This window comes from Devosia sp. YR412, assembly GCF_900110945.1.
Lineage (GTDB): Bacteria > Pseudomonadota > Alphaproteobacteria > Rhizobiales > Devosiaceae > Devosia.
In genome coordinates, this window is the sequence record NZ_FOFL01000003.1 from 380,676 (window position 1) to 398,334 (window position 17,659).

The following is a 17,659-nucleotide window of genomic DNA, read 5'->3' on the forward strand; positions in this document are numbered from 1 at the left end:
GTGTCATGCCCACCATTGCCGTCGAGGCCCTGGTGACGGCAACCCCGGTCACCAGCTTTGGCAATGCCGCCATCGGCCAGCAGGTCGATCGCATGGTGTTTCGAGGCGGCATTGCCATGACCAGCCCGGACGACACCTTTGGCGGCCTCTCCGGCCTCACCATGACCGGGCCGAACCATCAGGCGCTGTTCGTCACCGATCGCGGCAATTTCGTCACCGGGCACCTGCTCTATGACGATGCCAATGCGCTGTTCGGCTATATCGGCGTCACCGTAGAACCGATGCGCAATTCCAAGGGCGATGTGCTGCCGCGCCAATATGCCAAGGATGCGGAAAGCGTCGATACGATCTACCGCGCCGGCGAGCCGATCGGCGTGCGTGTCGGTTTCGAACACCTGACCCGCGTGGCCGATTACACCCTCACCAATGGCATTCCCGGCGGCGCCGCCCGCGAAGTGCCGATCCCCGACTGGCTGACCGACGCGCGCACCAATGAGACACTGGAATCAGTCTGCATCGCGCCCCCCGCCTCCCCGGTCGCCGGGTCGACGCTGCTGATCGCCGAGGAAATGCTCGACCAGGCCGACAACCACCGCGCCTATCTGCTCGGCCAGAACGACAAGGGCGAGCTCAGCTATCAGAACAGCCCGGTGGTCAATCCAACCGAATGCACCTTCCTGCCCAATGGCGACCTGCTGGTGCTGGAACGCGGCATCTCCATGCTGAGCTTCGTCATGAACCTCCGCCGCGTCCCGGCCGCAGAGGTTCGCGCCGGCAATCTGATGGTCGGCGAATTGCTGCTTACGGCCACCGGCGGCTCGATCGACAATATGGAATCCCTGACGGTGCACACGGCGCCCGATGGCGAGCTGCGCGTGCTGATCGGCTCGGACAATAATTTCAATGATTGGCAGCGGTCACTGCTGCTGGAATTTGCGCTGGTGGATTGAGAGGGTGGCTGCTGGCAGCCTCATTCTCTCCACACCCGCGATGTCACTCCGGCCTTGAGCCGGGGCCCATCTCAAGATCACGCCACAGCCGCAAGGTCGATCGAACGAGCCACCTAGCGGCAGACCAGAGATCTCAGGATGGATCCCGGCTCAAGGCCGGGATGACACCGACTTTTTGGTAAGGACGGTGGCTTAAGCCACAGCCCCAAGCGCCGGCAGCGGCCTGATCCGCCCCATCAGCGCCCGATACGGCGCGAGCAACAACAGTGCTGCCAGGAACTTCACCGAGAAATCGCCAGCCGCCAGTGAGATCCACAGCGGCACTTCGGGACCAATGCCCAAGAAAGGAGCCGGGAAGCCCAGCGAACCATCCGGCATCCCATACAGCGCATCGATCCCGGCAAACACTGGCGCAAACGACAGGCTGAAGAAAATCGCCGTGTCGATGATCGAGCCAAACAGCGAGCCGAGCAGCGGCGCCACATACCAGGCCCTGTTGGCACGCAGGCGCGAGAAGATCGAAATATCCAGCAATTGCCCGACGATGAAGGCCGAAGCCGAAGCCGTCGCAATACGCTGGGTGGTGGCTGCCGCGCCGCCGGCATTCCAGGGCAGCGGATGGTAGCTCAGATAAAACGACAGCCCGAGGCCGACGACAAAGCCGGCCAGCGCCACGATGCGCGCGCGCTGGGCGCCGTCGTAGCGGTTGGTCAGGTCGGTGATAAGGAAGGCAAACGGGAAGGTGAAGGCGCCCCAGGTCAGCAGGTCGGCCAGGTTGACCGGGCCGAGCTGGACGGCGAAGGGGTAGAGCACCAGGATATTGGACGCGGCCACGACCACGACCATGGCGGCAACAGCCGCCAGGAAACGAGCAAGCATCAGAATGCACCTCAATGTAACCGCGAGCCAGCATCAGACCGGAGCGGAGGCAATCTAGGACGGGCAGGCATGCCCGTCAAAAAAACAAAACCGCGCGGAGTTGCCTCCACGCGGCTTAAAATTCTGTCGGCCGATCGCTTAGGCAGCGAGGGCGGCACGAATTTCCTTCTTGATGCCCTGGGCCAGCGTCGACAGCGTGTCGTCGCTCTGCTTGAGCAGGAAGGCGTCGAGGCCACCGCGGTGTTCAACGGTGCGCAGCGCAGCAGCCGAAATGCGGAACTTGATGCCGCGGTTCAGCGCGTCCGAGATCAGGGTGACATTCACCAAGTTCGGGAGAAAGCGGCGGCGGGTACGGTTGAGGGCGTGGGAGACGTTGTTGCCAACCATCACACCCTTGCCAGTCAGTTCACAGCGACGTGCCATTTGAAGATATCCTATTTGTGTAAAGGTCCTGCGTGGCGGAGAAGTCCGCGACGGGCCTCGATTGTTGTGAAATCTGGCGGTTCCTTAGAGAAAACGGGGGGCGGCGTCAAGGCAAAGCGCCCTCAAAGCCCCGCGAGCGCCTTGCGGGAACCACAAGTGGCAGGCAGTTTTGACCGACATGCTGATTCGCGCACACGAGATATCTGGCCCTTGATCCCGCTCCGTCTTGCATCCCTCGTTCCGCTGGCCGCCCTAATGAGCCTGCCCCTCCAGGCCGCCGAGGTCGATGCCACGGCCAATTACGTGCTGACGCTGGGCGGCATCAATATCGCCACCATGGCGGTGGACCTCAAGGACGACGGCAGCCGCTATAGTCTCGATCTCTCCGCCAATGTCGCCGGCCTCGGCGCCGTGGTGTCGAGCGGTACGGCCACGGCCAGTTCAACCGGGCGTTCCGGCAGCGTACTGCAGGCCGAGGAATTCGACCTCCAGACCAAGGCCAATGGCGAGACCTTCACCATCGACGTCTCCTTTGCCGGTGGCAATGTCTCGGCCTTCAAGGTCGATCCGCCGATCATCGACAATTACGACCGCATTCCGCTCGAGCGCAGCCATCTGACCGGCGTCAGCGATTTCCTCTCGGCCTTCGTGCTCAAGGGCGACGGCCTCGACAAGAGCCTCTGCCAGCGCGAAACCCATGTCTTCACCGGCGTCGAGCGCTTCAATATCGAAATGGCCTATGCCGGCGATGACGAGGCCACCTCGCCCCGCACCGGCTACCAGGGCCCGGTCGTGCTCTGCACGGTGAACTACAATCCGGTCTCGGGCCATTTCACCAGCTCCGACATCACCAATTACATGGCCGACAGCGACCGCATCATCATCTGGTACGCGCCGCTCGCCGAAACCGGCTTCTACATCCCCTACCGCGTGCTGCTCGGCACCAATATGGGCGATCTGTCGATGGTGCTGACCAGCCTGCGGAACTGAGGGGCTTCTTAAGAGCGCCCTACCCAACCTTCCCATTCACCAGCCGGATTCCTCCCCCTTTTCAGGGGCTTCGATCCGGCCGGAGGCAAAATAACGCCAGCGGCGTGATTTTAGGGGAGAAGGCCGTGAGGGCTGTGCCCGAACGGAATGGCTAGATGGAGTATTCTTGCTTTCTACCTTCACTGGGGCCCTGAGCAGTGGGCACCGGCGTGCCATTCGGCCATAGGCCTCATGGCTTCTCCCCTAAATTCGCTCCACTGGAGCGAATTTGCCTTCGGCCGGGTCGAAGTGTCCCATCCTGATACCGTCAAAGGCTTTTTTGACAATTTTGTCATGGCACACATCCAGATAGCGGGCGGTCAGGTGTTAACGCCGCCGAGCTGCCCAAAAATGTTCGCGCAATGGTCCGGTCAGATTCGACCGAAAAGCGCCGAAATTAATCCTCTGGTCATCAAAATGAAGCGGTTTGGCCTGTTTTGAGCCGCGCACCGGCCCGCAATCACCCGGCTAGTATCCCGCAGACCGCCAACCCACCGCCCCTAGCCGTGAACAAAGCCGCATTTGCGCCCTTCGCCCGATTCTACCCCTGTTCGTTCCGGGTTTGACCTGATGGTTAATTGCGCGAATGGAACAGCGGGAAATCTGTCCCGGATCGGGAAAGGCAAAAAACTGATGTGCTCCTGACGTCCCACACCCACGGTGTCACCCCGGACTTGAGCCGGGGCCCATCCTGAGATCATACCCAACGCCGCCAGATCGCGGTCCAAACTACCACCTTGCGGCCGTTGCTAAATATCGAGATGGATCCCGGCTCAAGGCCGGGATGACACCGTGGGTGGGATAGTTCTCGATGGAGGAAGGCCGTCCCATCCTGGCACGGTCAATGCCCGCAATCCTCAATCTGAATCCACCCACCCCAGCAAAGCGGCCCCTCCTGTGATAAATCCACCAGAAATCTTTGCCAAACAGCAGTTTACCCGCTGTTCACAAACGCCCGATTCCCGGCCAAATTCATCCTTCAGCAATACAGTTGAACCGATTTCAACCCGTGCCCCGGCGCTTCGCCCTATTTCCCGCCGTCCTAGTGCTTATACTTAAGCTAGACTACCATCCATAGCCGCGAACAAAGCGGGATTCATTGGGTCGCGCCGATTCGGTGCCGTTTCGTTCCTATCCTGTTCCTGATGTTAACCATGGTGATAAAAGCGTCACCTGTTCTGTCCTTTCTTGGGACAAGCTCCAGGACCTCTCGCAACCGGTGAAGACACAACCTACATTGCCGGCAATGACTTTCGCCCCGCCCCAGTCGGTCAAGGCCATCCTCGGCCCCACCAATACCGGCAAGACCTATTATGCGATCGAGCGCATGCTGGCCCATCCCACCGGGATGATCGGCCTGCCGCTGCGTTTGCTGGCGCGCGAAGTCTATCAGCGCTGCGTCGAGCGGGTGGGCGAGGGCGCCGTGGCGCTGGTCACCGGCGAAGAGCGCATCGTGCCGCCCAAGCCGCGCTTCTGGGTCTGTACCGTCGAAGCCATGCCGATGGATATCCGCGTCGATTGCGTGGCGATCGACGAAATCCAGACCGCCATCGATTTCGACCGCGGCCATGTCTTTACCGACCGCATCCTGAATGCCCGCGGCAGCATGGAAACCCTGTTGCTGGGCGCCGCCACCATGGCGCCGATTATCCGCAAACTCCTGCCGCATGCCGAAATCATCGACCGGCCGCGCTTTTCCCAGCTGACCTATGCCGGCTCCAAGAAAATCTCGCGCCAGCCGACCCGCTCGGCCATCGTCGCCTTCTCAGCCCGGCAGGTCTATGCCATTGCCGAACTGATCCGCCGCGAGCGCGGTGGCGCCGCCGTGGTGATGGGCGCGCTATCGCCCCGCACCCGCAATGCGCAGGTGGAGCTCTATCAGAATGGCGATGTGGATTTTCTCGTCGCCACCGATGCCATCGGCATGGGTCTCAACCTCGATATCCACCATGTCGCCTTTGCCGACGACCATAAGTTCGATGGCCGCACCAGCCGCGAATTGACGCCCGCCGAGATCGGCCAGATCGCGGGCCGCGCCGGTCGTCATGCCCGCAACGGCACCTTTGGCGTCACCGGCGGCACCGACGCCTTTGACGAAGAATTGGTCGTGGCGCTCGAAACGCACGACTTCGCGCCGGTAAAAGTGCTGCAATGGCGCAACAATCAGCTGGATTTCTCATCCATCGCTGCCCTGCAACATAGTCTCGATGCTTCGCCCGAACACCGGAGCCTCACCAGGGTGCCGATCGCCAAGGACCAGCAGGCCCTCGAGTTCGTGTCGCGCAATGAGGCTGGTGCGCTGGCGCGCGGTCTCGATGGGGCGCGCCTGCTCTGGGAATGCTGCCAGATCCCGGATTATCAGGGAATTTCGCCGGCTGCGCATGGCGAAATCGTCACCAAGGTCTATACCGACCTGGTCAAGAAGCGCCATGTCAACGCCGACTGGATTGCCGAGCAGGTCCGCTTTTGCGACAATACCAGCGGCGATATTGACACGCTGAGCAACCGGATCAAGCAGATCCGGACATGGACCTTCGTCGCCAATCGCAAAAACTGGCTTGCAGACCCTTCACATTGGCGCGAAAAGACCCGAGACATTGAGGACAGGCTGAGCGACGCTCTTCATGAGCGATTGACCCAGCGCTTCGTCGACCGGCGCACCAGCGTCTTGCTGCGTCATCTGAAAGACAAACGTATGGCATCTTCCGAGATCAATGAGCGCGGCGAAGTACGGCTGGAAGGCCATCTCATCGGCACGCTTGAAGGCTTCCGTTTTACCCTGGCACGCAATGATGGCGACGCCGACATCAAGGGGGTGCGCACGGCAGCCGACCAGGTGGTGGCGCCAGAAATCCATAACCGGGCTGACCGGCTAGCCGGAGCCCCGAACGAAGAGTTCGTGCTGGCCACCGATGGCAAGCTGCGCTGGAAGGGCGATATTGTCGCCGAGCTGATCGAGGGCGATGCGCTGTATCGTCCGCGCATCCTGATGCTGGCCGATGAATCACTCACCGGTGTCGATCTCGAACGCGTGCAGGATCGCCTGTCGCTCTGGCTGCGCCATCACATCAACACCGTGCTCGAAGGCGTCATGGCGCTGGAAGCGCCGGCCGATCTCGAAGGCACTGCCCGCGGTATTGCCTACCAGCTCTATGAGCATATCGGCCTGATCCCGCGCGCCCAGGTGGCCGATGACGTCAAGAATCTCGATCAGGACGTCCGCGGCAAGCTGCGCAAGCTGGGCATCAAGTTCGGCGCCTACCACATCTACCTGCCGCTGAGCCTCAAGCCCGCTCCGCGCGAGCTGGCACTGATCCTCTTCGCATTGAAGAATGGCGGCGTACGTCAGGCCGGCGTCACCGATATTCCGCATATCGTTCTCTCGGGCCGCACCTCTTTCGTGGTCGATCCCGAAGTCGATACCCGCCTCTATGAGACCGCCGGCTTCAAGGTGGCCGGTAAGCGTGCCGTGCGCGTCGATATCCTCGAGCGCCTTGCCGATATCATCCGTCCGCTGATCGCGCTCGATGCCGGTCGTCCCTATGCCGGCGAGCTGCCGGCTGGTGCCGCCGAAGGCAATGGTTTCCGCGTCACCGTGGAAATGACCTCGCTGCTCGGCTGCTCGGGCGAAGACTTCGCCTCGATCCTCAATTCGCTGGGCTACAAGGTCAAGCGCACTCCAAAGGTCGCGGCAGCAGTTGCCGCCGAGGCCTCTGCCGAAGCTGCGGCGCTGGAAGAAGTGCTGGCCGAAAATCCGGCGAGCACCGATGCCGTCGAAGAACAGCCCGTCGAGGCCGTCACCGCCGATGCCGTCCCGTCGGTGGAAGCCGATATCCCGGCCACCACCATTGTCGAAGCTGCGGCCCCAAGTGCCGAAGCCGAGCCTGCCGTTGCGGCAGAGCCCGAGTTCGACGAAGTGTGGTCGCCGGCTGGCAAGCGTCCGGACAATAAGCGCCACGGTGAAAACCGTCGCCGTCCGGAAGGCGAGACCCAGGCCAAGCGTCCCGAGCGCAACCAGCGCCCGTCGGCGCCGCGTCGTCCAGAAGGCGAAGTGCAGGACCTTACCAAGGCTCGTCACCTGCAGCCCAAGCCGACCCGTCCGGAAGGCCGCCCGGCCCGCGCCGAAAACCGTCGCCCGGATGACCAGAAGGGCGAACGCGCCCGTTTCGAACGCCCTGCCGCCGAGCCGCGCAAGGAAAAGACCTTCGATCCGGATAGCCCCTTCGCCAAGCTGCTGGCGCTCAAGGCGCCCAAGGGACAATAAGATTGGCAGCACCTGTCGAACCCGTCCGCAAGGAGCGGCTCGACAAGTTCCTGTTCTTTTCGCGCGCGCTGAAATCGCGCACGCTGGCCCAGAAATACATCGAAACCGGCGCCGTCCGCGTCAACTCCGAACGCACTATCCGCTCCGACCACAAGGTCGGGGCGGGCGATGTCCTGACCATGGACCTGCACAACCGCATCCTGGTCTGGCGCATCCTCGACTGCGGCGTGCGCCGCGGTCCGGCTCCCGAAGCCCAGGGTCTCTACGAAGACCTCTCCCCGCCAGCCCTGCCCAAATCCGAACAGTCACCTTATGAGGCCGCCATCGCCCAGCGCGGCGATGGGGCAGGCCGCCCGACGAAAAAGGAACGACGGGAGACCGATCGCTTGCGCGGGGATGACGGCGAAGACTGACCATGACTATTCCCACCCTCACTACAGCACGGCTCATCCTCCGTCCGCCCACGCTGGCCGATTTCCCACTGATGGAAAAACTCCTGCTGTCCGATCGCGCCCGCTACATGGGCGGACCCTATACGCCGATCGGAGCATGGCGAGTCTATTGCCAGGATATCGCGCTGTGGCAGATGTTCGGCCATGGTGCCTTGATGATGGACCTTCGCGACAGCGGTACCTGTGTCGGCCAGGTCGGTATCAATCACGGGCCGCTGTTTCCCGAAAAGGAACTGGGCTGGCTGCTGTTCGAGGGCTTTGAAGGCTACGGCTATGCCGCCGAGGCCGCGATGGCCCTGCGCGACTGGGCTTTTGCCGAATTGAAGCTGGAAAGCCTCGTCAGCTATATCGACTCGGCCAATCATGCCTCTGTTGCCGTGGCCGAGCGGCTCGGTGCCGTGCTCGATCCCGATGCCCAGCGGCACGACCCCGAAGATCTCGTCTATCGTCACTGGCCAACCTAAATAAAAGGCCCGGTTTTCACCGGGCCTGTGGTCGACTTAGTGATGGTGATGATGCTCGGGCATCTTTTCCAGCTGGTCCTTGGTCCAGCTCGTCACGGCGTGGACGTCGCCATCCTCGTCGCGCATGAACTGCAGGTCTGCGACCGGAACGGCCACTGGCTTGGCGCCGAGACCGAGGAAGCCGCCGACATCGACGATGATCTCGCTGGCCGCGCCTGAACCATGCACATGGGACACATGGCCCACCTTGTGGTCATCGGCGCCATAGATGGTTGCCCCTTCGAGCAGCGACGGGGTCAGCTCCGTGGCCGACAGGCGAATATGGTTGGTATGGTCCATGATGAGGCTCCTTTTGTTGGACTGGGACAATCCGCGGGAGCCGATAGCGTTCCGGATCGGGGCAAAAGCTTTCGTGACAGCCGCGGCCTGCGCCAAAAGGTGCGCCGTGGCAGCCTTGCAGCCCGGATAAAAACGGTTTAGCACCGGACCCGTTGAGAACCCGCCGGACTGCCGCCCGATATGACCTATATCGTCACCGATAATTGCATCGCCTGCAAATACACCGACTGTGTCGAAGTTTGCCCCGTGGATTGTTTCTACGAGGGCGAGAACATGCTGGTGATTCATCCGGACGAGTGTATCGACTGCGGCGTCTGCGAGCCGGAATGCCCAGCCGAAGCCATCAAGCCCGATACCGAGTCGGGGCTCGACGAATGGCTGGCGCTGAACACCAAATTCGCCTCGCTCTGGCCCAACCTGACCGAACGCCGCGATCCGCTGCCGGAAGCCAAGGAAAAGGACGGCGAAGACGGTAAGCTGGCCAAGTATTTTTCCGAGACTGCTGGCGAAGGCGACTAAGGCTCAGTGCCTTCTCTTTCGATCTTGCCTCTGACGACCGCGTCTAGTTGCGGTGTCATCCTTGCATTAAGCCGGGATTCATCTCGAGATTTTGCCGCAGCCGCAAGGTGGTTCGATCGATCTAGCGGCCGTAACCCCATCTCAGGATGGGCCCCGGCTCAAGGCCGGGGTGACATCGGGGGCGTGAAGCCAGCAGTGCACGTCTAAAGCGGTGACCCTCGGCGGGTGTGGAAAGGCTGTGCGCAAGCTGTGATAACCACCTACAGCCACACCCCCGCCCCATTGCCTATGCGTCCAACAGGCCTTGATTCGTAGTTTTTGATTTTGCTGAAATTTTGTGCTATGGTCCTCAACAATGCAGTTGAGCCCGTCACCCAGCCCGTGCCTCCAGGCACGATTTTTTTGACAACATCGTTAGATGCACTGACCTCCGGGAAAAGCGGACCCGGATGGCCATGGGGCTTTTTGCTGCGCGCGGCGTTCCGTTTGGACGTCAGGTAAAGAGTAGAGGTGGACGGTCCTTCCCGCAGGGAACTGTCCATTTTGGGGCGTCAACAAGGAGTTCCAAGAATATGGTAGCCAAGAAGGTACAGACACGGCTCGGTTTCAAGACCGGCGAGTACGTTGTGTATCCGGCGCATGGCGTCGGCGTGATCGTCTCGATCGAGGAACAGGAAGTTGCCGGACTGACCCTTGAGCTGTTCGTCATCAGTTTCGAACAGGACAAGCTGACCCTTCGCGTGCCCGTCGCCAAGATCAAGTCCGTCGGTATGCGCAAGCTGGCCGAAGAGGACATGGTGACCCAGGCGCTGACCACCGTCACCGGTCGCGCTCGCGTCAAGCGCACCATGTGGTCGCGCCGCGCCCAGGAATATGAAGCCAAGATCAATTCGGGCGACCTGATCGCCATTTCGGAAGTCGTGCGCGACCTCTACCGCTCGGAAGAGCAGCCGGAGCAGTCCTATTCGGAACGCCAGCTGTTCGAACAGGCGATGGACCGCATGAGCCGCGAAATCGGTGCCGTCAACAAGCTGACGCTGACCGAAGCCGTGCAGCTGATCGAAAAGAACCTGGCCAAGTCCCCCAAGCGCACCAAGGCCGATGCCGAGCCGGAAGGCGACGAGGAAGCTGCCGCGTAAGCGATTAGCACCGAGAGAACACGAAGGGGCTGGTGGCAACACCGGCCCTTTTTGTTTCACACATCGGCGCGCTCAACGCTAACAGTCTGTTAACGCATTGCGGTAGGATGCTAAGGCTTCAAGGCCCCCAGCGCATCGCCCAGCCGCGTCTTGGCGCTACCCGGTTTGAGTGGTTGCTGCTGGCTTTCATGTGGCACCCAGCCGGACAGCCAGATCACTTCCAGCGTCGCCCTGATGCGCCCATCGGAGTCGCCATCGCGCTCGGCATAGGCGGCTGCGGCGGCGCTGAGCAGGGCAGGGGTGGCAAAACGTTTTGCCCTATCCACTAGTGGGTTACTCGCCCCCAGTGCCTTGAGCTCGGCCATCAGCGCAAAGGGGCTGGAATAGCGCACGACATGGGTTTCGACATCGGCCACCGGCAGCGCCAGCCCGGCCCTTTGCAGCAATGCCCCGGCGTCGCGAACCTGGATCATTGGCGCTACTCGCGCCGAAGCCCCGCCGAACACTTGCGCATCGGCCGCCAGAAACGCCTCGCGCAATTCGGTCAGCGTTTCCCCGCCTAAAGCAGCGATCATCAACAGCCCGTCGGGCGCCAGTTTTGCCCGCAAACGCGCCAGATAGCCGGGCACATCGTTGATCGCCTGCAGGTGCAGCACCGAGACCACGAGGTTATAGTTGTCCCCCTCCAGCGGCGGCATGTCATTATCGCCGGCAAAAGCCGCATAGCGCTGGAAGGGAAAAGTCGCGCTGGCCGTCCTGCCGATCGTCGGAAGTTTTTCGAGATCCGGCCCGATGATCGCGGCTTTGGGAAATTCGCGGATCAGCGCAGCGAGGCGGTCTTCCAGATCGGCCAGGACTAGGTCGGTGACGAAATCGCTGCTCTCCGTCCGCCGCGCCAGATGGCGGGCGACGAGGGCAGAATCGAAAATGGCGGGCGGCTGGGTCATCGGGGTCTTGCGGCCGGTTGGGGACGTGGCACTATGGCCTTATGCAGAGCGCTGACGGGCTTGTCAAAACACCGCGCTGGACCAGCGGCCTTGTCGCGGGCGCCCGCCGCCTTGGCAGCATGCTGCTCGACATCGCCTACCCACCCGTCTGCCTCAATTGCGATGCGCCGACCGCCGCGCCAGACGTGCTTTGTGCCAATTGCTTCCACCGCTTGCGCCCGATCACCGCGCCGCTGTGCCCGGTCCTCGGCCTGCCCTTCGAGGTCTCGCTCGGGCCTGACATGCTCTCGGCCGAGGCCATTGCCGATCCGCCGCCCTTTAGCCGCGCCCGCTCGGCAGTGGTCTATAACGAAGTCGCCCGGACGCTGGTCTCCCGCCTCAAATATGGCGACCGGCCCGAACTGGCCCGCTTCTGCGCCCGACTGATGGCTGGTGCCGGCCACGAACTCTGGCCCGGCAACCCGATCCTGGTCCCCGTGCCGCTGCATCCCACCCGCCAGCGCGAGCGACGTTACAACCAGTCGGCTGAACTGGCCCAGGCTCTAGGGAAATACACCGGCCTTGCCGTCGATACGGACCTCGTCCGCCGCATTCGCAAGACGCGGCAGCAGGTTGGCCTGTCCGGCGACGGACGGCAGCGGAACGTCGCGGGCGCCTTTGCCGTTCACCCCGACATGCTGCTGCGCAGCAAGGGCCGGCGGGTGGTGCTGGTTGACGATGTCTATACCACCGGCGCCACGACCAAGGCGGTGACCCGCGTGCTGCTCAAGGGTGGTGCCGAATCTGTCGATGTGATGAGTTTTGCCCGCGTTGTCATTGGAACGGAACTGCCCATATAAGAATGCAAACGCCTCGTCTCGTTAGGAGAATTGTCTTGGCCAAGATCGAAATCTACACCACGCCAACCTGCCCCTATTGCCACGCCGCCAAGGCGCTGCTCAATGAAAAGGGTGCCGACTATACCGAGATCACCGTGCTCGACCCCGACCTGCGTGCCGCGATGACCGAGCGCGCCCATGGCCGCCGCACCGTGCCGCAGATCTTCATCGGCGAGACCCATGTCGGCGGCTATGACGACATGGCCGCGCTCGACCGCCAGGGCGAGCTCGACAGCCTGCTGGCGAACTAGTCGGCCATGAAAATCGCTGCCATCCAGATGCGGTCGGGGCTCGATCCCGATGCCAATATCGCTGCGCTCGATCCCATGCTGGCCGAGGCCGTCGCGGCCGGCGCCAGCTATGTGCTGACGCCCGAAGTCACGGTGATCTTCCCGGAAAATCGCGAGCAGCTCAAAAGCGTTGCCGCGCCCTTCGAGGATCATCCGCAGCTGCGTCGCATTGGCGAACTGGCCAGGCAGCACGGCATTTTCATCCATATCGGCTCGCTCGCCATACCGTTGCCTGATGGGCGCTTCGCTAATCGCTCGGTGCTGTTCGGACCGGATGGGGCGATCGTCACCACTTACGACAAGATCCACCTGTTCGACGCCACCATCGAGGGCCTCAACGCCTATCGCGAAAGCGCCACTTATGCCGGTGGCGAGCAGGCCGTGACCGCCGATCTCGGTGAATTCACCCTCGGCATGTCGATCTGCTACGACATGCGTTTCCCCAGGCTTTACAACAGCCTCGCCAATGCCGGCGCCAATCTGATCGCCGTGCCGGCTGCCTTCACGGTGCCGACCGGCCAAGCCCATTGGCATGTGCTGCTGCGCGCTCGCGCCATCGAAACCGGCTCCTATGTGATTGCCGCGGCCCAGGGTGGCACCCACCCCAATGGCCGCGCCACCTATGGCCATTCGCTGGTGATCGACCCTTGGGGCCGGATCGTGGCCGAGCTCGACCATGACGAGCCCGGTGTGCTGCTGGCAGAAATTGCTCCCGATCATGTCGTGGACGCACGCACCCGCATCCCGGCGCTGGCCAATGCGCGAAACTTTGCCCTGCCCGTGGCGTTGCAGCCTTAAGCGATCGACCTATATCTTCGACCGAAGCGCCTGTCGGCGCATGAGTTTTGCCGCCCGTGATCCAATATTCCCTCCATTGCTCCAAAGGCCACACCTATGACGCCTGGTTCAGGAATGCTGCGGCATTCGATGAACAGCAGGCGCGGGGCATTGTGACCTGTGCCGTCTGTGGCGATGCCGAGGTGGGCAAGGCGCCGATGGCCCCCGCCGTGGCGCGGACCGATAGCGGCAAGATTTCCCTGAGCTCCGGTCATCCCGACGCCGTCAAATTCCGCGAATTGCTGCGCGCCTATCGCCAGAAGGTCACCAGCGAAGCCGATTATGTCGGCGACCGGTTTGCCGAAGAGGCGCGCAAAATCCACTTCGAGGAAGTCGAAGCCCGCGGCATCTATGGCGAGGCCACCCGCGACGAAGCCGTCGCCCTGGCCGAGGAAGGCATCGCCTTCATGGCGCTGCCGGATCTGCCGGAAGAGCACAACTAGTTCCGAGCGCCATTCCCGGCGTGTCTCAAGCCGCAGGCTTATTGCGAAAAACCGGTCCCCACTTTTTCGCAGCCTGCTCAGTCAAACGGAGAGACGATCATGACCACACTCGACGCAGCCCAATCGGGCACGTTTGCCATTGGCGGCGACCTGACAGTCAACCGCCTCGGTTTTGGTGCCATGCGCATCACCGGCAAGGGCATCTGGGGTCCGCCCGAAGATCCTGAGGAAGCCAAGGCGACCCTGCGCCGCCTACCCGAGCTCAATGTCAACTTCATCGATACGGCCGAAAGCTATGGCCCCTATGTCAGCGAAGAGCTGATCGGCGAAGTCCTCGCGCCCTACGCCAAGGGCTCCATCGTCGCCACCAAGAGCGGGCTGACCCGCCATGGTCCCGACATCTGGCCACAGCTCGGCCGACCGGAATTCCTGCGCCAAGGCGCCATCCAGAGCCTGCGCCGCCTCAAGGTCGAGCGGATCGACCTCTGGCAGTTGCACCGCATCGACGGGAAAGTACCGGCGCGCGAGCAGTTCGAGACCATCGCCCAGCTGCAGAAGGATGGCATCATCCGCCATGCCGGCCTCAGCGAGGTCAGCGTCGAGGAGATCAAGGAAGCCAGCAAATACTTCAAGGTCACCACGGTGCAGAACATGTACAACCTCGTCAGCCGCAAGGCCGAGGCTGTGTTGGACTATTGCGAGGCCAATGGCATTGGCTTCATCCCGTGGCGCCCGATCGATGGCGGCAATCTTGAATCGACCAGTGCCGAGTTCAAGGCGATCATGGACAAGCACAATGCTTCGGCCAGCCAGCTTGCGCTGGCCTGGATGCTGAAGCGCTCTCCGGTCATGCTGCCGATTCCGGGTACCGGCAAGGTCAAGCACCTCGAAGAAAACGTCGCCGCTGCTTCCATTCAGCTCAGCGACGAAGAGTTCAAGACCCTCGACCGGATCGGCAAGACCGCTTGATCGTCCACTTTTCCGTCAATCATCAGGCCGGCAGCGCAAAGTGTTGCCGGCCTTCGCTTTTTCAGGGCGTTGGTTTGAACCATCTGTAATGTGGGGGGATTAGGGTCGGTTCGATAGGGAGGGTGGAATCCCCGCTATCGAACCTGACCAAAAGACAATCTTGGCAGACCGTCAGGTGGCTGAGGGGGCGTTTAGCACCAGCGAAAGCGATTGTCACGCGTTTGTCGTGAACTTGGTCGCTTCCGTTGCTAGCCACGATATTTCAGTCGACACCCCCCCTTGAGGGGAGGGATCAAGGGAGGGGGTAGGCCACAAGTGCGAAACTTGCGGAGCCAGCCCCCTTCCTGCTCGATGACGGACTTAGCGAAGGGCTAAGTCCTATTTCGCTTCCCTCCCCTCAAGGGGGAGGGTGTACGACTGAGAGCCCTGAGCTCTCAATTCCAAAGCTTATCAATCGCCTGCGTATCGCGCACCGCGCCGCGTGCTGCCGAGGTCGCAAAGGCCGCATAGGCCTTGAGTGACGTCGTCACATTGCGCTTTCGCGGATGGGCCGGCTTCCAGCCCAGGGCGTCCTGATCGTGGCGGCGCTGCACCAGCTCGTCATCGGTCACCAGTAGCGTGATACTGCGGTTGGGGATATCGATCTCGATCGTATCGCCTTCACGCACCAGGCCGATCGTGCCGCCTTCCGCCGCTTCGGGCGAAACGTGTCCGATGGAGAGGCCCGAAGTGCCGCCCGAGAAGCGGCCGTCGGTCAGCAGGGCGCAGGCCTTGCCCAGGCCCTTGGATTTCAGATAGCTGGTCGGATAGAGCATTTCCTGCATGCCCGGCCCGCCGCGCGGGCCTTCGTAGCGGATCACCAGCACGTCGCCGGCGACGATCTCATTGGAAAGGATCGCCCGCACCGTATCGTCCTGGCTCTCGAACACACGCGCTCGGCCGGTGAACTTGAGGATCGATTCATCAACGCCGGCCGTCTTCACGATGCAGCCGTCGATGGCGATATTGCCCTTGAGCACGGCAAGGCCGCCGTCCTTGGAAAAGGGCGTTTCGGCCGAACGGATGACGCCATTCTGGCGGTCCAGATCGAGCTCGGTCCAGCGGTTAGACTGGGAGAAAGCCTGGGTAGTGCGCACGCCGCCGGGGGCGGCCATATAGAAATTGCGCACTGATTCCGAATTGGTGCGGGAAATGTCCCACTTGTCGATGGCATCGCCCATGGTTGCCGCGTGAACCGTCGGTTCCTTGCGGTTGATCAGGCCGGCGCGGTCGAGCTGGCCGAGAATGGCGAAAATGCCCCCGGCGCGGTGCACGTCTTCCATATGCACGTCGCTCTTGGCCGGCGCGACCTTGGTCAGCACGGGCACGCGAAGGCTCAGCTTGTCGATATCGTCCATGGTGAAATCGACGCCGCCTTCAAAGGCGGCGGCCAGGATATGCAGCACGGTATTGGTGGAACCGCCCATGGAAATATCCAGCGCCATGGCGTTTTCGAAGGCGGCCTTGGTGGCGATGGAGCGCGGCAGCACCGAAGCGTCGTCCTGCTCATACCAGCGCTTGGCCAGGTCGACGATCAGGTGACCGGCTTCCTGGAACAGGCGCTTGCGATCGGAATGAGTTGCCAGGGTGGAACCATTGCCCGGCAATGACAGGCCCAGCGCTTCGGTCAGGCAGTTCATCGAATTGGCGGTGAACATGCCCGAGCAGGAGCCGCAGGTGGGGCAGGCGGCTTCTTCCACGGCCTGGACTTCTTCGTCGCTATAGTGGTCGTCGGCCGCCATCACCATGGCGTCGACCAAGTCGAGCGCCTGCAGCTTGCCCTTGATCATCGCCTTGCCGGCTTCCATCGGACCGCCGGAGACAAACACCACCGGGATATTGATGCGCATCGCAGCATTCAGCATGCCGGGGGTGATCTTGTCGCAATTGGAAATGCAGACCATGGCGTCGGCGCAATGCGCATTGACCATATATTCCACCGAGTCGGCGATCAGGTCGCGGCTGGGCAGCGAATAGAGCATGCCATCATGGCCCATGGCTATGCCGTCATCGACCGCGATGGTGTTGAATTCCTTGGCCACGCCGCCGGCAGCCTCGATCTCGCGGGCCACCAGTTGGCCGAGATCCTTGAGGTGGACGTGACCGGGCACGAACTGGGTGAAGCTGTTGACCACGGCGATGATCGGCTTGCCGAAATCGCCGTCCTTCATGCCGGTGGCGCGCCAGAGGCCACGCGCGCCGGCCATGTTGCGGCCATGGGTGGTTGTGCGGGAGCGATAGACGGGCATGGGCAAATCCTCGAAATTCTCTGGGCCATTATGATGGCCTTGTTGCCCTTTCTTAGACCCATTCCAGAAACGGATCAATCGAAACCGTACCCGCGGGTACGGTAAAGCGCGATGCATCGCATTGCCGCGCCGGGCGTTGCCGCTGCAGTTCAGCTGGGAGCACGGAAATGAGCGGATCATATCGACAGGTTGCTATCGGCGAAGCCACGCCGGATGCAGTGACGGTGGGGATTGAAAAGGACGCAGCAGGCGCCATCAAGGCGGCGGTCTGGTGGGACGCGGTGGGCGATGTCGATGCCGACGAAGCCGAGTTCACCGATGTGCCTGAAGCTCTCGCCGCCGCGGAGGCTTCTCGCGCTTTGCACGGCTTTGGCGCGGTGGTAATTGCCTTGCAGGATGGCGTTGAATGGCAACCAGCCTGGGGCACGCTGGCGAACGGACTGACGGACGACGAGGCCTATGAACTGGCCGCGGGCATCGAAACTGAAAGCGACGCCTGAATGAAAAATCCGCGCGGCACCTTTTGGGGTACCACGCGGACAAGATGGT

The 17,659-nt window shown here is 62.1% G+C and carries 19 protein-coding genes; 14 read left to right on the forward strand and 5 right to left on the reverse strand.

Annotated features, from left to right (window positions below):
- The first annotated feature begins 5 nt into the window (after nucleotides 1-5).
- The gene (locus BM045_RS13110) at nucleotides 6-950 is read left to right on the forward strand and encodes an esterase-like activity of phytase family protein (protein ID WP_170848499.1); all 945 of its coding nucleotides are present in this window, start codon (nucleotides 6-8) and stop codon (nucleotides 948-950) included.
- A 192-nt stretch (nucleotides 951-1,142) separates the two neighbouring features.
- Here BM045_RS13110 and BM045_RS13115 read toward each other — a convergent pair whose 3' ends face one another.
- Together BM045_RS13115 and rpmB are read right to left on the reverse strand one after the other, a co-directional pair.
- Complete coding sequence (locus tag BM045_RS13115; RefSeq protein ID WP_092183961.1) at nucleotides 1,143-1,829, reverse strand: queuosine precursor transporter; 687 nt, start codon at nucleotides 1,827-1,829, stop codon at nucleotides 1,143-1,145.
- 138 nt (nucleotides 1,830-1,967) lie between these two features.
- Nucleotides 1,968-2,252: a 50S ribosomal protein L28 gene (gene rpmB / locus BM045_RS13120; protein WP_092183963.1), complete on the reverse strand. Its 285-nt coding sequence runs from the start codon at nucleotides 2,250-2,252 to the stop codon at nucleotides 1,968-1,970.
- Between the two features lie 255 nt (nucleotides 2,253-2,507).
- Here rpmB and BM045_RS13125 point away from each other — a divergent pair, with 255 nt between their 5' ends.
- The 5 genes from BM045_RS13125 to BM045_RS13145 all read left to right on the forward strand — a co-directional run bounded on the left by BM045_RS13125 (nucleotide 2,508) and on the right by BM045_RS13145 (nucleotide 8,461).
- Nucleotides 2,508-3,242 (forward strand): DUF3108 domain-containing protein, encoded by a 735-nt coding sequence (locus BM045_RS13125; protein ID WP_092183965.1) that lies wholly within the window; start codon nucleotides 2,508-2,510, stop codon nucleotides 3,240-3,242.
- Nucleotides 3,243-3,473: 231 nt separating this feature from the next.
- Nucleotides 3,474-3,722: a hypothetical protein gene (locus tag BM045_RS13130; protein WP_092183967.1), complete on the forward strand. Its 249-nt coding sequence runs from the start codon at nucleotides 3,474-3,476 to the stop codon at nucleotides 3,720-3,722.
- An 805-nt stretch (nucleotides 3,723-4,527) separates the two neighbouring features.
- A complete protein-coding gene (locus BM045_RS13135) occupies nucleotides 4,528-7,545 on the forward strand; it encodes a helicase-related protein (protein WP_092183969.1) in 3,018 nt (1,005 codons plus the stop codon).
- A 2-nt stretch (nucleotides 7,546-7,547) separates the two neighbouring features.
- Complete coding sequence (locus BM045_RS13140) at nucleotides 7,548-7,958, forward strand: RNA-binding S4 domain-containing protein (RefSeq protein ID WP_092183971.1); 411 nt, start codon at nucleotides 7,548-7,550, stop codon at nucleotides 7,956-7,958.
- Nucleotides 7,955-8,461: a GNAT family N-acetyltransferase gene (locus BM045_RS13145; RefSeq protein ID WP_092183973.1), complete on the forward strand. Its 507-nt coding sequence runs from the start codon at nucleotides 7,955-7,957 to the stop codon at nucleotides 8,459-8,461. The genes BM045_RS13140 and BM045_RS13145 overlap by 4 nt, the downstream gene beginning before the upstream one ends.
- Nucleotides 8,462-8,497: 36 nt before the next feature.
- On the opposite strand, the gene BM045_RS13150 is transcribed toward BM045_RS13145, so the two are convergent.
- Nucleotides 8,498-8,800 carry a PRC-barrel domain-containing protein gene (locus tag BM045_RS13150; RefSeq protein ID WP_092183975.1) on the reverse strand — a complete coding sequence of 101 codons (303 nt, stop codon included), beginning with the start codon at nucleotides 8,798-8,800 and terminating at the stop codon, nucleotides 8,498-8,500.
- Nucleotides 8,801-8,980: 180 nt separating this feature from the next.
- Here BM045_RS13150 and fdxA point away from each other — a divergent pair, with 180 nt between their 5' ends.
- A complete protein-coding gene (fdxA, locus tag BM045_RS13155) occupies nucleotides 8,981-9,319 on the forward strand; it encodes a ferredoxin FdxA (protein ID WP_092183977.1) in 339 nt (112 codons plus the stop codon).
- A 572-nt stretch (nucleotides 9,320-9,891) separates the two neighbouring features.
- Entirely contained in the window at nucleotides 9,892-10,458 is a 567-nt protein-coding gene (locus tag BM045_RS13160; RefSeq protein WP_092183979.1) for a CarD family transcriptional regulator, read from the forward strand.
- Nucleotides 10,459-10,568: 110 nt separating this feature from the next.
- Here the strand turns inward: BM045_RS13160 and BM045_RS13165 are convergent, their stop codons facing one another.
- Complete coding sequence (locus BM045_RS13165) at nucleotides 10,569-11,405, reverse strand: class I SAM-dependent methyltransferase (RefSeq protein WP_092183981.1); 837 nt, start codon at nucleotides 11,403-11,405, stop codon at nucleotides 10,569-10,571.
- Between the two features lie 41 nt (nucleotides 11,406-11,446).
- Here BM045_RS13165 and BM045_RS13170 point away from each other — a divergent pair, with 41 nt between their 5' ends.
- From BM045_RS13170 to BM045_RS13190, 5 genes are all read left to right on the forward strand, one after another.
- The gene (locus BM045_RS13170) at nucleotides 11,447-12,244 is read left to right on the forward strand and encodes a ComF family protein (protein WP_092183983.1); all 798 of its coding nucleotides are present in this window, start codon (nucleotides 11,447-11,449) and stop codon (nucleotides 12,242-12,244) included.
- 35 nt (nucleotides 12,245-12,279) lie between these two features.
- Nucleotides 12,280-12,534, forward strand: coding sequence for a glutaredoxin 3 (grxC, locus tag BM045_RS13175; protein WP_092183985.1), 255 nt, complete (start codon nucleotides 12,280-12,282; stop codon nucleotides 12,532-12,534).
- Between the two features lie 6 nt (nucleotides 12,535-12,540).
- Entirely contained in the window at nucleotides 12,541-13,371 is an 831-nt protein-coding gene (locus BM045_RS13180) for a carbon-nitrogen hydrolase family protein (RefSeq protein ID WP_092183986.1), read from the forward strand.
- Between the two features lie 56 nt (nucleotides 13,372-13,427).
- Nucleotides 13,428-13,853, forward strand: coding sequence for a DUF1178 family protein (locus BM045_RS13185; protein ID WP_092184209.1), 426 nt, complete (start codon nucleotides 13,428-13,430; stop codon nucleotides 13,851-13,853).
- 99 nt (nucleotides 13,854-13,952) lie between these two features.
- Nucleotides 13,953-14,822: an aldo/keto reductase gene (locus BM045_RS13190; RefSeq protein ID WP_092183988.1), complete on the forward strand. Its 870-nt coding sequence runs from the start codon at nucleotides 13,953-13,955 to the stop codon at nucleotides 14,820-14,822.
- Between the two features lie 434 nt (nucleotides 14,823-15,256).
- Here the strand turns inward: BM045_RS13190 and ilvD are convergent, their stop codons facing one another.
- The gene (ilvD, locus tag BM045_RS13195) at nucleotides 15,257-17,110 is read right to left on the reverse strand and encodes a dihydroxy-acid dehydratase (RefSeq protein ID WP_092183990.1); all 1,854 of its coding nucleotides are present in this window, start codon (nucleotides 17,108-17,110) and stop codon (nucleotides 15,257-15,259) included.
- 167 nt (nucleotides 17,111-17,277) lie between these two features.
- Between ilvD and BM045_RS13200 the strand changes: the two genes are divergently transcribed.
- A complete protein-coding gene (locus BM045_RS13200; RefSeq protein ID WP_092183992.1) occupies nucleotides 17,278-17,610 on the forward strand; it encodes a hypothetical protein in 333 nt (110 codons plus the stop codon).
- Nucleotides 17,611-17,659 lie beyond the last annotated feature (49 nt).